General features: G+C 63.2%; 13 protein-coding genes and 3 riboswitches. Of the genes, 6 read left to right on the forward strand and 7 right to left on the reverse strand.

The genetic code is table 11. The features are described 5' to 3' along the window. Positions 1–10: 10 nt before the first annotated feature. The 3 genes from AYM40_RS26940 to AYM40_RS26950 all read right to left on the reverse strand — a co-directional run bounded on the left by AYM40_RS26940 (position 11) and on the right by AYM40_RS26950 (position 3,374). Positions 11–766 carry an urea amidolyase associated protein UAAP1 gene (locus AYM40_RS26940; protein ID WP_063499187.1) on the reverse strand — a complete coding sequence of 252 codons (756 nt, stop codon included), beginning with the start codon at positions 764–766 and terminating at the stop codon, positions 11–13. A gap of 57 nt (positions 767–823) precedes the next feature. Next, positions 824–981: riboswitch (guanidine-I (ykkC/yxkD leader) on the reverse strand. 362 nt (positions 982–1,343) lie between these two features. Further along, entirely contained in the window at positions 1,344–2,444 is a 1,101-nt protein-coding gene (locus AYM40_RS26945) for an isopenicillin N synthase family dioxygenase (RefSeq protein WP_082855337.1), read from the reverse strand. 66 nt (positions 2,445–2,510) lie between these two features. After that, positions 2,511–3,374, reverse strand: a complete 864-nt coding sequence (locus AYM40_RS26950; RefSeq protein ID WP_063499188.1) for a sugar phosphate isomerase/epimerase family protein — start codon at positions 3,372–3,374, stop codon at positions 2,511–2,513. 156 nt (positions 3,375–3,530) lie between these two features. On the opposite strand from AYM40_RS26950, the gene AYM40_RS26955 reads away from it, so the two are divergent. The 3 genes from AYM40_RS26955 (at position 3,531) to AYM40_RS26965 (ending at position 6,668) form a co-directional block, all read left to right on the forward strand. Then, positions 3,531–3,899 carry a hypothetical protein gene (locus tag AYM40_RS26955; RefSeq protein ID WP_063499189.1) on the forward strand — a complete coding sequence of 123 codons (369 nt, stop codon included), beginning with the start codon at positions 3,531–3,533 and terminating at the stop codon, positions 3,897–3,899. Between the two features lie 116 nt (positions 3,900–4,015). Continuing rightward, a riboswitch (guanidine-I (ykkC/yxkD leader) is annotated at positions 4,016–4,151 on the forward strand. 173 nt (positions 4,152–4,324) lie between these two features. After that, positions 4,325–5,377, forward strand: coding sequence for an ABC transporter substrate-binding protein (locus tag AYM40_RS26960; RefSeq protein WP_063499190.1), 1,053 nt, complete (start codon positions 4,325–4,327; stop codon positions 5,375–5,377). A gap of 247 nt (positions 5,378–5,624) precedes the next feature. Next, a complete protein-coding gene (locus AYM40_RS26965) occupies positions 5,625–6,668 on the forward strand; it encodes a rod shape-determining protein (RefSeq protein ID WP_063499191.1) in 1,044 nt (347 codons plus the stop codon). A gap of 10 nt (positions 6,669–6,678) precedes the next feature. Here AYM40_RS26965 and AYM40_RS26970 read toward each other — a convergent pair whose 3' ends face one another. Together AYM40_RS26970 and atzF are read right to left on the reverse strand one after the other, a co-directional pair. Further along, positions 6,679–7,392 carry a GntR family transcriptional regulator gene (locus AYM40_RS26970; RefSeq protein ID WP_082855338.1) on the reverse strand — a complete coding sequence of 238 codons (714 nt, stop codon included), beginning with the start codon at positions 7,390–7,392 and terminating at the stop codon, positions 6,679–6,681. Positions 7,393–7,454: 62 nt separating this feature from the next. After that, positions 7,455–9,338, reverse strand: coding sequence for an allophanate hydrolase (gene atzF / locus AYM40_RS26975; protein WP_181448466.1), 1,884 nt, complete (start codon positions 9,336–9,338; stop codon positions 7,455–7,457). A 563-nt stretch (positions 9,339–9,901) separates the two neighbouring features. On the opposite strand from atzF, the gene AYM40_RS26980 reads away from it, so the two are divergent. The 3 genes from AYM40_RS26980 (at position 9,902) to AYM40_RS26990 (ending at position 12,453) form a co-directional block, all read left to right on the forward strand. Next, positions 9,902–10,672: a DUF4118 domain-containing protein gene (locus AYM40_RS26980; RefSeq protein ID WP_063499192.1), complete on the forward strand. Its 771-nt coding sequence runs from the start codon at positions 9,902–9,904 to the stop codon at positions 10,670–10,672. A gap of 3 nt (positions 10,673–10,675) precedes the next feature. Next, complete coding sequence (locus AYM40_RS26985) at positions 10,676–11,563, forward strand: alpha/beta hydrolase (protein WP_063499193.1); 888 nt, start codon at positions 10,676–10,678, stop codon at positions 11,561–11,563. Between the two features lie 89 nt (positions 11,564–11,652). Then, entirely contained in the window at positions 11,653–12,453 is an 801-nt protein-coding gene (locus tag AYM40_RS26990; protein WP_063500728.1) for a MipA/OmpV family protein, read from the forward strand. Between the two features lie 47 nt (positions 12,454–12,500). Here the strand turns inward: AYM40_RS26990 and AYM40_RS26995 are convergent, their stop codons facing one another. Continuing rightward, a complete protein-coding gene (locus tag AYM40_RS26995; RefSeq protein WP_063499194.1) occupies positions 12,501–13,205 on the reverse strand; it encodes a YceH family protein in 705 nt (234 codons plus the stop codon). A gap of 281 nt (positions 13,206–13,486) precedes the next feature. Further along, positions 13,487–14,119, reverse strand: coding sequence for a LysE family translocator (locus AYM40_RS27000; RefSeq protein ID WP_063499195.1), 633 nt, complete (start codon positions 14,117–14,119; stop codon positions 13,487–13,489). A 231-nt stretch (positions 14,120–14,350) separates the two neighbouring features. After that, positions 14,351–14,444, forward strand: a riboswitch (glycine riboswitch). Positions 14,445–14,446 lie beyond the last annotated feature (2 nt).

The raw sequence follows: 14,446 nt of genomic DNA on the forward strand, positions 1-14,446 counted from the left end.
GCGGGTCTCCTTAAACGAACAGACGATCGGTGTTGACGAAGCCGCGCTCATTCTCGGGACAGGCGCAACGGCAGGGATCGTCGGCCGGTACGGAGGCATCGGCGGCATACGCGCGGTACGCGATCAGCTTGACGGGCCTCGGTTCGTATTCGGAGGAAGGGTCCAACGGGTGCGGCGCGCTCGAAAACGCGGCGAGCGTGTCCATTTCGAAACGCAGATCGAACGCCGCGCCGGCTTTCGAATGGCCTGTCACGAACTCGAGCGAGCCATCCTCGCCAACGGCGAGCTTGCTGAAAAAGTTGATATTGGCGACGAGATCGCGCGTGCCCAGACCGTGCTTGGCCAGTTCGAGCAGCAGGCTGTCGCGGCCGTTGCGGATCATCGCATTGCGGTGTTGCTGATAACGGGCCACGCCGTACTTATCCGCGAACAGTTCGGCATCGCCGAGGCCGCCCAGCGGATCGTGCCAGCCGAGCGTGTCGGCCGTGATCGAGGCGAGCACGCGGCCCATGTCCGAGTAGAGCACGTGGCCGCGCGTCAGATGCGCGGTGTGCTGCGCCTTCAGCGTATCGGCCATGTTGTAGCGTTCGAGCGATTCGTCGTGCCGGTAGAACACGGCGGCCAGATTGGCGCCGCCCTCGGGGTCGACGACGCGCAGCGCCATGCCACGGCGCAACACGCCGGACCAGTGGGTGCCGGCAGGAATCACGGTTTCCCATAACGCATGCGGGATCGGTGCGAGATCGACTGGGGTTTGCGTCGACATGGAGGCTCCTGGTATCGGTTGGGGAAAAGCATGAGAGGGCGATTGACCGACATCGCGACCTCCCGGGCTTTTATCCCTCCGTGGAGCCTCGCCGGCGCCTTGAAAGAAGGTGAACGGCAAGACCGGATTGCTCTCGGACCAGACATCGTGCGCGGGCTTTAAAGCCATCTAAAAGCCCTTAAAGCGCTACGACCGGAACCCTAGCGATCCTGAAGATGATGCAAATTACTTCGCACCTCTCGCTGCGTAGCTAAGCGAATTGCGTGCCAGCGTTACGCTGCTGAAGCCGAAAGCACAGGGTGGCAAAGGATTGAATGCTATCGGCGGCACCATGCGGCGGCCGGCGGTGGGTCGGGTTGATGGCGCGCGCACCATGACTGAAGCCGAATCGGCACCAGTTGAATGCGCGAAGCACCATGATTGGGCCGCGCGCTCACGTGTCTCACGCGGCGTAGGGGCTCTGCACGATGGCACGGTGTGTGCGAGTCAGGGCGTCACACTCATCACCGCCCTCATCCGACCATGCTCACGCTTGCCACGCTTCGCCGCGCGCTCTATACGCTGATGTCGGCACGTTTCATCGAATTGCAGAAACAACGGCGCCGCTCGTAGACGAGGCGGCGCCAAGGTCGCGAAGCTCTCGCGCATAGCGGGCCTGTTGCCCAAAGCTCGCCAAACCCTTCGACCCTTCCGGCAGCGCCAGTTCACCGCGCTCCAAACGCTGCTTCAGATAGGTAAAACTCTGCGCCGTCTGTGCGAACAGATGGTCGCCCGCCGCTACCGGCGGGTATTTCGCCACCGCCTCGGGTGTCGCGAACTGCGGCAGTGGCGCGACCACGGTGTGGTAGTCGCAGGCGAAGAAAAGTGGAAACGCGTAGCGCTCTTCCCTCACCTTGCGCACGCGATGTGACGTCGCCACGTATGTGCCGCCCGTCCACACCTCCAGCATGTCGCCGATGTTCACGACGAACGCGTTGTCGACCGGCGGCGCGTCGATCCACTCACCCTCGCCGTTCATCACTTCGAGGCCGGGGGCTGTCGGCAGCAGGATCGTGAAGCACTCGTAGTCGGTATGCGCGCCGATGCCCGGCCGGTCTTCCGCGGACGGGTCGAAGGGATAGTGAAGCAGGCGCAGCTGGCTCGGCGGTTTCTGCAAGTACCTGTCGAAATACGTTTCCGGCAAGCCGAGTGCTAGCGAGAAGCCGCGGAACAACGCACGGCCGAGCGCGAACGCCGCGTCGTAATAGCCGCCGACCGCTTCACGAAAACCCGGCTGCTCAGGCCACCTATTCGGCCCAAGCATTGGCGTGCCGGCCGCTACGTCGGGGTCGTCGGGCGGCAGTTCGCGGCCCGTGTCGAACCCTTCCTTCCTGTCGCGCTTGCCGCCCGCGAAAACCTCTTCGCCTTCAGGCACATAGCCGCGATGCGCGGTCGAGTTGCCGATGTAATAGCGCATCTTCCAGTCGTCGGGGGTGGCGAAGAACTGCTTTGCCTGTTCTATTAGCGCAGCTTGCTGTGCGCGCGAGACCTGATGGCCGGTGACGTAGAAAAAGCCCACGTCACGCGCTGCGAGGTCGAGTTCGCGCGCGGTTGCAAGACGCAGGTGCGGGTCATCGCTAAAGAGGCCGCTGACGTCGACGACGGGCAGGCGGTCGAAACGGGTGTGAGTGTGGTTCATGAGGGTTCCCAATGCGTGCTGCGGTTCGATGGGCCAGCGAGCCGGCAAATGCGTCTGCAGTTCGGTTTACAGACCGTCATGCGCCCCGCGTCCGGCAAGAAACGTCGCGAAATGGCGCCGCTCTTCGCGCCCCATCCACGTGTTGATCTCCCACAGATCGGCCACCGGCGCATTCGTGAACGGCAAGGTGTGCAGATAGCCGTCGGGGCCGAACTCCGGCGTCATCGTCGTGGTGGTGTAACCCCGATCGATCTGTGCGCGCCACAGCACCTCCCAGATCCGCTGGTGCGAGGCGAGGCAGTCTGCGTACTCGGGCGCAGCGGGATGCGGAACCTGCGGACCTTGTGGATAGCCGACACGCCCGTGCAGATGATGCGCATGAGGCGCAAGCTCGAAGATCGTGTCCCATTCGCCGTCGAGCAGACGCTCGCACACCGACACCCAATGGCTGAAGTCGCAGGTCAGCTTGAGTTCCGGCACCGCACGCGCGACATCGCGGGTAATCCATGGGTTGTAGAACGAGCGGCCACGATGCGTCTCGAAGCTGCAGATCACCTCGTGCTTCGCGGCGAGGTCCACCGCGCGCGCGAAGAAATCCACTTGTGTGGCCGCCGGCCACGCGTCGCAGCCCGCCATCACGTTGAAGAAGCGTGGCTTGAGCGGCTTGCCCCACACGATCTTTTCCTCGAAGTCGCGCAGGTGATCCGCCGGCGTGGCGGACCGCTCCGGCACATAACTGCCCGCCGTCGTGATCTCCGCGATGAACGCAAGACGTTCGTCGGCAATGGCCTGCGCAAACGCGTCACGCTCGGCGCCGCCCGTCGGAACCGGCGCCTCGATGCCGTCGAAGCCCGCGGCGCGCACCAGCGGCGCGGCATCATGCGGGCCGCCGTCGAATCCCCAGAACGTCTTGAACAGTTCGAAATTCATCGCCTCTCCAATTACATGCAAAATTGCATGCAATAATACACACGAAATTTCTTCGCCAATAAAATATCCTGGCTTCACCGTGCATGATTCAGGTGCGCCCGATTTCCGGCGCGATTAGCACTTAAACTGTGCAGCCCTCCTCCTCGTGGTGAATCGATGAAGAAGAAACTTGCACGTCACAAGGGGCAAGCGGTCGCGCGAGCCATTCTCGACATGGACTGGCAGTGGTCCTCGCATTTCGGCGACCTCGGACTGAACGACCTCAACTACAGCGATCTGTTTTGCCGGATGTGGGTCGAGCCGGAAAACGACTTCGCCAAAACAGCGCTCTACGAGTTCATGCCTGGCGTGAGCCGCCGCACCGCGGTTCGCTATGTGCAGGACCTGATCGACGTCGGCTGGCTGCTGGAGACGAGTTCCGAAGCGGATCGCCGCATCAAGCGAGTCAGTCTCGCGGCATCGATCGAGGCGCGCCTCGAGCAGTTTCTCGCCTACGTGCATCAGCGGTTTGCCGCGCTGGATTGAATCCTCGGCGCCCTATTTGCGTTGAAGGAGCCGCGTAACAGCGTCTCGCGATATCGCGCGCTCCAGCTGGCATATTTCTCGCTAGATTGGTTGCCGAGAGGTGCGGCAGCGTCGCATCTTAGGGATGCTAGGGTTCCGGTTCGCAAGAATGTCTGGTCCGAGAGCAGCCCGGTGCGGCAGTTCGTTCGACTCGGGCTCGATCCGGGAGCGCGCGGCGGCTGCACTACACGGCGGGACAAAAGCCCGGGAGATTGGCGATAGCGATGCCTATCGCGCCTCTCCGTGGCCGGCATTTGTCTCCCGCAGTTTTCGCGCAGTGTCCGCACCGTTCGGATTCTCGCGGGAACCGGTCATGTTGTTTTATCGCGCAGTCGCCGCGCGATCCAACTCAACAATCGCAATTGACCGGTCTCCTGGAGAAAAAGATGAAACGCTTCGCATCCGCCCGTAGGTCCCTCACTTCACTTAACCGTCTTCCCTCGCCGCGCCGCGTGCGTGGCGCGATCGCCGGCGCTGCCGCCGCGCTTGCCATTGGTTTCACCGGTTTCGCCGCCGCACCCGCGCAAGCGGCCGCGCCCCTCGCGATCGGCTATAGCGACTGGCCTGGCTTCGTCGCCTTCCAGATTGCCATCGACAAAGGCTGGTTCAAGGAGGCCGGCGTGGATGTCAATTTTCAGTGGTTCGACTACTCGGCATCGCTCGATGCGTTCTCCGCCGGCAAGCTCGACGCGGTCGGCGCAACCAACGGCGATGCGCTGGTCACCGGCGCAAGCGGCGCCAAGAACGTGATGGTCCTCCTGACCGATTACTCGAGCGGCAACGACATGATCGTGGCCAAGCCGCCCATTCGCACGGTGGATGGACTCAAGGGCAAAAAAGTCGGTGTCGAAATGGGCCTGGTCGATCACTTGTTGCTGGACACGGCGCTGGAGAAACATGCGCTCAAGGAATCGGACATCACGCTCGTCAACGCGAAGACGAACGAGTTGCCGCAGGTGCTGGCATCCTCCAACGACGTTGCCGCGGTAGGCGCATGGCAGCCGAACGCGGGCGAAGCACTCAAGCGCGTGCCGGGCTCACGTCCGATCTTCACCTCGGCCGACGCGCCGGGGCTGATCTATGACGCAATCACGGTCAATCCGGTCAGTCTGCAGTCGCGCAAGGCCGACTGGGCCAAGGTGATCAAGGTCTGGTATCGCTGCGTGGCCTATATCAACGATCCGAAGACGCAACCGGATGCCGTGAAGATCATGTCCGCGCGCGTCGGCCTGACGCCGGCCCAGTATCTGCCGTTGCTCAAAGGCACACATCTGCTCGACGCAGCGGCGGCGAGGAAGGCCTTCGTCAAGGGTGACGGGCTGGACTCTGTGTACGGTTCGAGCGTGAACGCGGACAAGTTCAACGTGCGCAACGCGGTCTACAAGCAATCGCAGAACGTGAGCGCCTATCTCGACCCGGCGCTGACCAATGCGCCGTAAGGACCTCGCGATGGCCTGACCCGGCCTTCTGCGGCCGTAGCCGGGCGCTCCGGCCAGACATGGCAATATGGGCGGCAGCAGGCGCTGCCGCTCAACTCATGCGATTCGTTGCGGCGCCAAAGTAGCCCCCGCCCGAAGCTGTTATTCTTCCCTCTCTCCCGACCACCTCCCGGTCGCCTGCCGCCTCCGGGCGGCATTCCCAATGCGGCGCGTTCTCGCGCCCGGCATCAGCGAGACAGGAATTTGCATGTTTGGTTTTCTGCGCGGCTATTTTTCCAACGACCTGGCAATCGACCTCGGCACGTCGAACACCCTGATCTACATGCGTAGCAAGGGCATCGTGCTGGATGAACCCTCGGTAGTCTCGATTCGCCAGGAAGGCGGCCCGAACGGCAAGAAGATCATTCTGGCCGTCGGCAAGGAAGCGAAACAGATGCTCGGCAAGGTGCCGGGCAATATCGAGGCGATCCGCCCGATGAAGGACGGCGTGATCGCCGACTTCAACATTACCCAGCAGATGATCAAGCGCTTCATCCAGATGGCGCACGAGTCGCGCATGTTCGCGCCGTCGCCGCGTATCATCATCTGCGTGCCGTGCGGCTCGACCCAGGTCGAGCGCCGCGCGATCAAGGAAGCCGCGCATAGCGCGGGCGCCTCTCAGGTCTATCTGATCGAAGAGCCGATGGCCGCGGCCACCGGCGCCGGCTTGCCCGTCTCCGAGGCGACCGGCTCGATGGTGGTCGATATTGGCGGCGGCACGACCGAAGTGGGTGTGATCTCGCTCGGCGGCATCGTCTACAAGGGTTCGGTGCGCGTGGGCGGCGACAAGTTCGACGATGCGATCGTCAACTACATCCGCCGCAACTACGGGATGCTGATCGGCGAACAGACCGCCGAGGCGATCAAGAAGGAAATCGGTTCCGCGTTTCCGGGCTCCGAAGTCAAGGAGATGGAGGTCAAGGGCCGCAATATGTCGGAAGGCATTCCGCGCAGCTTCACCGTGTCCAGCAACGAGATTCTCGAAGCGCTCACCGATCCGCTGAATCAGATCGTCTCGGCGGTGAAGATCGCGCTGGAACAGACACCGCCGGAACTGGGCGCCGACATCGCCGAGCGCGGCATCATGCTCGCGGGCGGCGGCGCGTTGCTGCGCGACCTGGACCGCCTGCTTGCGGAAGAAACCGGCTTGCCGGTGTTCGTCGCCGAAGCGCCGTTGACCTGTGTGGTGCGCGGCTCGGGCATGGCGCTGGAGCGGATGGATAAGTTCGGCGGGGCTTTTTCTTACGAGTGAGGGTGGCCCCTCACGACACGAACGGCAACTTGCTATCGCGTGCCGCTGCCAGCATCGACAGGGTGATCTTGCGCACTTCCAGCTTGCTCTGCGTGATATGCGCGCGCAGCAGGATGATCGCTTCCGTCACCCGCTTGCGTTCGATCAGGTTCAGCATGGTCGAATGTTCGTCGTAGGTGGCGCTCGTGCGGTGCGGTTTCAGAAAGTCCAGCCGCCGCACGATGCGAATGCGCTCGGTCACTTCGTTATGCACGCGCAGCATCTCCGCGTTGCCGGTCGCGGCGACCAGTTGACGATGGAAATTCTCGTCCATGCCGAACATCTTCACCGGATCGCTCTCGCGCATTTCGGACTCGACACACCATACCGCCTGCAGCGCTTCGACGGCCGCATGCGCGGCGTCGCCGCCCGCCCCCACACGCTCGACGGCCGCCACTTCCAGCACGATGCGCAGATCGTAGAGCTGATCGATCTGGTCGAAATTGATCGGCGCCACTTTCCAGCCGCGCCGGAAGCCGACTTCCAGATAGCCCTCGCGTTGCAGGCGAAACAGGCCGTCGCGCATCGGCGTGCGCGACACGCCGTAGTGTTGCGCGATGCCGTTCTCCGAAAAGCGGTCGCCGGGAAACAGGCGGAAGCTGAAGATATCGTTCTTCAGTTGCTGGTACACCTGCTCGGCGAGCGGATTGGCCGCGGCCGGCACGGCAGGCATACCTTGCATCATGGTGTCCAGATCCTGGTCGAGGGTGAATGAACGTTTGCCTTCAGTTTGCCTTCCGTTTGCCTTCAGTCGGCATTCAGACTGTCGAGATAAGCGCGCCACCCGCCAAAAGAAGTGATGTCGGTTGCGCCGCTGCCGTCGCTTACCGCCGACGGTTCGCAGATGAAGCCTTTCACATTGACGCCGTTAGCCAGTTGCACGGTGCCGATGCCAAGCGGCGCGGGTACGTCGGCGACGAACTTGCCGAAGGTGCGCAGCGGCACTTCCCAGACTTCCACGGCGATGGGCGCGCCGTGCTGGCTGGCTACGCGCACCAGCCCTGGTTTTGGCGGCTGCGTGCCGGCAAGCGCGTAAAGCATATAAGCGGGGGTGGTTTGGGTCGCCACGACGAAACGCGCGCCGGCTTCCTGAAGTTGCCAGTTCAGCGGCTGGCCACGCAGATGCGCGCCGACCACGGCGAGCGTGACAGTCGGCTCCTGAAACGGCAGCGGTTCGATCGTGTTCACCGTGGCCGCGGTCCCAGTTCTGTTTGCCGGTTCGGCCACGGCCGCCATCTCGCTCTCGCTCCCGCTGCGGGCCTCGGGGGCACTCGCGAACAGCGCCTGAATCCGTGCGCCCAACTCGGCGAGACGCCGGTCCGCGCCGCTCGGCGCGATCAGCGTGACGCCGGCCGGCAAGCCGTCGTGGCGACGCTGGCATGGCACGGCCAGCGCGCACAGATCGAGCAGGTTGACGAAGTTCGTGTAGTAGCCAAGCTGGCTGTTCAACTCGACAGGATTGGCTTGCACGTCGGCGATCAGCGGATGCGTCGGCGTGGTCGGAACGATCAGGATGTCGATCGCCTCGAAAAGCTGTTCGGCGTGGCGCTTCAGGTCGGCGAGTGCGTACTGGCCGTTGAATGCGTCGGCGGCGCTATAGCGGTCCGCTTTGCCGATCACCGTGGCGACGACCGGATCGACCGCTTCGTGATGCGACTCGAAGAATGCGCCGAGCGCGGCGCGCCGTTCGGCCACCCAGGGGCCGTCGTAGAGCAGCGCGGAAACCTGCTTGAGCGGCTGGAAATCGATCGGCGTGGGATCGAGGTGCAGGTGCGTAGCGAGGGTATCGAGTGCAGCGAAGAATGCCTGAGTCGCCGCAGTGTCGCCGAAGAACTCGAGCCGATCCGGTACGCCGATCCGCGGGGCGTCGTGCAAGAGACCGAGACTCGGTACTTTGCGCGAGTAGCCGTCGAGCGGATCGAAGCACGCAATTTCATTGAACACGCGCCACGCATCGTCGACGTCGTGCGCGAACACCGAGATCGTGTCGAGGGTACGGCACGCCGGCACGACACCGCGCTTGCTAACGAGTCCGAGCGACGGCTTCAGGCCGACAAGCCCGTTGAACCCAGCCGGGACACGCCCCGAACCGGCCGTGTCGGTGCCGAGCGAAAAGGCCACGCAACCCGCGGCCACCGCGACCGCCGAGCCGGAACTCGAGCCGCCCGACACGCGCTGCGGAAACTCGGTGTGCCGCACCGCGCCGTAAGGCGAACGCGTGCCGACGAGGCCTGTCGCGAACTGGTCGAGATTGGTCTTGCCGATCAGGATCGCACCGGCGTCGATGAGGCGCTGCACAGCGAATGCCGAAGTGTCCGGCGTATAGCTGAAAGGCTCGCATGCGGCGGTGGTCGGCAAACCGGCGACGTCGATATTGTCTTTGACCGCGAACGGCACGCCGAACAGCGGCATCCGCTCGAACACGGCGTCGCCCTGCTCTTCGTATAGCGCTTCGAGCGCGTGGGCGCGGGCCTGCACGTCTGCTGTGGGCACATGCAAGATCCAGACTTCCGGCCGGTCGATTTCGGCGATGCGAGCAAGTGCCGACGTCACGACCTCCATCGGCGTAAGACGTTTGGCGGCATAAGCCGCGAGGAGACTACGGACCTTCAGGGGCGAGGAAATAGGCACGGGTTCTTCCTTGAGTTCAATCTTGAATACAAGTTTTGACTCAAATGAGCAGGAGTTGTGCCAAGTGCACCCCAAGCGTGCCAGAACACGCCGCCCGCCTTATCAGGTTTGGCTTGGCGACGATTTTCCGGTGGCCAGACCGAGCCGCGGTGCCGCCCTTCGATCAAGGCGCGGTGGTGCAGCGCTCCCCAATTCGGGGCTCCCGCGCCCCGCATTCGCGCTTGGCGCGCCCGGGGGTTGAGTCAGCCGAGGGTAAACCGGCCCAGCGAACCCTGTCCGACGAACCGCGGCGAAGTCGCGATGCATAAGGCCCATGGAGGCCTTTTTCCGCCATTTAAGCATCGCTTAAGCACAGGGTCTGCATAATCTCGCCCGTCAAAATACCCCTATTGGCCGGCATGTTTTTCTATCGGGCATTCAAAACACGATATCCTCGGCGGGCCTTCCGGCATTTTGCCTTCCCGGGCCTTCGCTTTTGCCCGACTATGGTATTGTCCGACCTGCGTTTTAAAGTGCATCGCCACACTCAATCGGGAAGCGCAATCGCTCCCTAGAAAAAGATTATGGAAGTTCAAAACGCCCGTCGTTGGGCACCACGGGGACCACGCGCCTGGTTCACCGCCGCCGCCGCATTGGCGATCGCCAGCGGTGTGCGCATGTTGCTCCATCCCTTACTCGGACCAATCATGCCGGGCACCGCGTTCTGTATTGCGGCGGCACTGGTCGAGTATTTTTGCGGCCTGGCGCCGGCGCTCGGGGTTATGTTGCTCGGCTTGGGTATCGCCGACTATCTGTTCGTCCCGCCCTACGCAACCATCGCCGTATTCGATCGCGCCGACCTGGTCCTGCTGGTCTCGTATCCGTTGGTGACGCTGCTCGTCATCATATTGATCGAACGCCTGCGCCGCGCGCAGTTTCGTGCGGAACTGATCGCATCGGTTGCGCAATCGCGCTATGAAATGCTGCTGCGTCACGACAACGAACGCCTGCTCGCACGCCGCGCCGTCGACGAAACGCACCGGCTGCTGCGCCATCTGTCGCATCATCACAGGACCTTCATTTTCATTCAGGCGCTCGAGCGCAACGCGCTGCAACCGGCGGACGACCTCAAGCGGCAAGGTGTGCTGCCCCGTCTGCCCAACGAAATCGCGCCGGGCCCGCGCTTTGCCGACGTCGATCACGAAGACATCCAGCGGCTCAGCAAGGCGCTGTGGCCCGGCAGCCATCGCGTGCGCCTCAAGATCGGCGATGGCGCGTTGAAGCTGACCGAGTGCGTGTGCGAACGGTTCACCACCCATGCCGGCGAGTTCCTCGTGCTGCGGATCGGGGCCTGATCCATGAGCCAGCCGACGAGTCTCTTCTTACCCGGCGACGATCATGCCGTGCTGATGCTGCACGGCCTGTCAAGCTCGCCGCTCGAATTACGTTTTCTCGCGCGCTATCTGAACGCCGAGGGCTTCACCACCTGCGCGCCGGTTCTGCCCGGCTACAGCGCAGGCTCCCAAGAAGCGGCAATGGAGGTCTGGCTCGAGGCCGCCGTGCGCGAGTACGACGCGTTGGCCGCGCGCTTTGCACGCGTCTCGATCTGCGGGTTGTCGATCGGTGCGGCGTTGGCGCTGGCGCTGGCGCATCGCCGTCCAGCGGCGCAATCGCTCGTGCTGTTGTCGCTGACGCTCTCTTACGACGGCTGGGCGATCCCCTGGTATCGTTTCCTGCTCAACTGGGCGTACTTCACGCCGATGCGCAAACGCTGGCGCTACCGCGAGGAAGCACCGTTCGGCTTGCGCAACGAAGCGCTCCGAGCGAAGATCGCCCGCGCCATGCAGCGCAGCGACTTCAGCGAGGTCGGTCCGTCGACGATTTCATTGCCGGCATTGCGCCAGGCAAGCCGCCTCGCCGCGAGCGTGCGCACGCAGGTGCGCGACATCAAGACCGATTGCCTGATTGTCCACGCGATCGACGATGAGACCTCGAGTCCCCGCAATGCCCGGTTTGTCGCCGCGAATATCGGCGCTGCCTTTTTACGCACAATCTGGCTGGATGATTCGTATCACATGATTACGTCAGATAACGAGCGCGAAATCGTCGCGCGCGAAACCGCGCTATTTCTGCGCGAGAGCGAAGTTGCCCATAGCGGCGACGATAGCGGCAAGCAACAGGTCGTCTCGAAGGCGCTGGCGCGGCGCCTTAGGCAACTTGCGGCGCTTGGCAAGGCGCGCGCATGACGGCGCCTACCACGCATTCGACGCAGAGAAACGGCCAGGCCGCGCGCGCGCCGCTGCATACCGCCGTCCGGTTCGGCAAATCCGCACGCATGTCACTGCTGCTCGCCGCTGCTGCACTCGGCCTTTGCACAGCGCGCGCAGCCTACGCGGAGGATGCAAGTCCGAACGCGACCACTGACGCGAGCACGGGCGCGGCCACCGACAGCAAATGGAAAATCGGCGTGGGGCCTGGCGTGGTGATCACGCCCAAGTACCCGGGATCGCGACAGTTGAGCGTATTCCCGTTCCCTGCGCTGGACATCTCCTATGACGACCGGATTTTCTCCCAGGGCCCTGACGTGCTCGGCGTCAACGTACTGCATGGTCCTGCCTATCACGTGGGCGCGGCGCTGAGTTTCGACTTCCAGACTCGCAAGGAGTCCGACGATCCGCGCCTGCATGGACTTGGCAACGTGAATGGCGGTCCGAAACTGAAGCTTTTCGCTGACTACACGTGGTGGGCGTTTACCGGTTCGGTGGCGTTGTACCAGGATATCGCCGGGAATCACCAGGGGACGACGGTCAGCACGGATTTCGTGGCTTCCGCGCCGGTTGGCGGCTGGTTGTTCTCGGTGGGCCCAGGCTTTACCTGGGCGAACGCGACCTATACGCGGACGTTCTTCGGCGTGTCCGGGCAGCAGAGCGCCGCGTCAGGACTGCCCACGTATAGCACCAGTGCCGGGGTGCGGGACGTCCATATGAACGCCATGGTGACTTACGACTTTTCCAAACACTGGAATGGGTCGGTTTCCGCTACCTTCGGGCGACTGGAGCACGACGCGGCGAATAGCCCGATTACCGAAAAAAGATTCGAGCTCAACACACTCGCTTCGGTGAACTACAAGTTCTAGTTTCTGGCTTTTCGCACGCTCGCGGCGCGCGGAAAGCCAATCAAGCTTCAATCCCCTGTGCCAAGCTCTTCAACTTCAATTCCCAACTCGGCAGCCATGCGCCGCACCACCACCTGAAGCCGGCTCACCTCATCGGCAAGCCGCTTCTGTTCGGCTTTTACCGCCTCGAACGCCGACAAGGGCACGAGCTCATCTTCCCCGCCCGGCTGTGCCAGATCACTCGCGCTGACTTCGCCGCATAGCAGATGCGCCCAGCGATTTTCGCGCTCGCCCGGCGTGCGGGCCAGCTTCGCTACCCGCGGCGGGTCGTTGGCAGCCAACTCGTCGAGAAACGCCTCGACCGACGAGATGTCGGCAAATCCATGCAGGCGCGCGCTGTTCAAGCGCAACTCGGCCGCCGTCTGCGGACCGCGCAGCAGCAATGTGGTCAGCAAGGCCGCCGACTGACTTGGCAAGCCCAATACCCGATTCATGTTGTGCTCGAAGCGCGGCACGCGGCTGCTGCTGCCCTCCATCACCAGGCTCAGGCGCTTCAAGCCGTCGATGGCGGTCAGCACCTCGGCTTCGGTCGCATTCATCACGGGTGTGCGGCCGGTCTTCTGATTGCAGCCCAAGGTCAGCGCGTTCAGCGAAAGCGGATAACTGTCCGGCACGGTGTGTTGCTTTTCGACTAACACGCCAAGCACGCGCCCTTCAAGCAAGGTCAAAGCGCGGATTGAGGGACGGGAAACAGCGTCGGGAGTGGAGTTCATGGAGGATGTCGCCGCATGCGCCGCCTGGTCTCGTGGAGGGTGTGCATTACCGTGGCACAGCCGGGCGGCAGGTTTTAGTTTGTGGGCACTATGATAAACGCCCCGGCCGCTCGCGGTGTACGAATCTCCGCAATGGCCGAGTGTGTCCCGAACGCGTCCGCATTCCTCGAAGCGCATGTCTGTTTCGTTGATGAATATCCACACTCATGTAAAAGACGCTATGAGCATGATGTGGCCAGGGCGCCCGCTGCTCAGGCTCAGGCGAGTCTTCGATATGTGGTTTAACGGCGCGCGTCCAGCGCGATCCGCACGGCCAGACCGGCGAGCACGGTGCCCATCAGCCAGCGTTGCACCAGCAGCCACACTGGCCGCCCAGCGAGAAACCCGGCAATCGAACCCGCCGTGCTCGCAATCAGCGCATTGATCGTGACGGCGATAACAATCTGCACGCAGCCTAGCGCGATCGACTGCGTGAGCACGCTGCCGTGCTCCGGTGAAATGAATTGCGGCAGCAGCGACAGATACATCACGGCGATCTTTGGATTCGCGAGGTTTGTCACGAGGCCCATCGTGAACAGCTTGCGGCGGCTGTCGTGCGGCAGGTCGCGCACCTGGAACGGCGAGCGGCCGCCCGGCTTGACCGCCTGCCACGCCAGATACAGCAGGTAAAGCGCGCCGCCGAATCGCAACGCGTCGTACGCGTAAGGCACCGTCAACAGCAGCGCCGTGATACCGAACGCCGCGCAAAACATGTAGAACACATAGCCGAGCGCGACGCCGCCGAGCGACACGAGTCCGGCGCGCCGCCCCTGGCAGAGCGATCTCGAGATCAGATAGATCATGTTCGGGCCGGGCGTGAGCACCATGCCGAACGAGACCAGGGCGAAGGCGAGCAGGGTTGTGACAGCGGGCACGGCGGTCTCCTCTGTGAATTGAAGTCGGGCAACGCCACCCAATATAGCCGATGTCGCCGCTTCAAGCCCTCTATCCGGACCTGAAAAACCCACGCCGGCAGTTGAACGGCGGTCATCGCGTTTGTGGCCGGAACTGCCGTTCCATATGGCGCGGTACCGGGCCGATGGGGCGCTGCATTGCAGGAAACACTTGCGGCGAAGACTTTTGCCCGGTATCGTCGAGCCGTTCTGCATCGCAGCGCGGGAGAGATCGTCAGAGGTTTGTGACGACGCCGACGGAGCAACCGCCCCGGAAACTCTCAGGCAAAAGGACCGCGCAGCTGGAAC

Origin of the sequence: Paraburkholderia phytofirmans OLGA172 (assembly GCF_001634365.1) — a bacterium.
GTDB lineage: Bacteria > Pseudomonadota > Gammaproteobacteria > Burkholderiales > Burkholderiaceae > Paraburkholderia.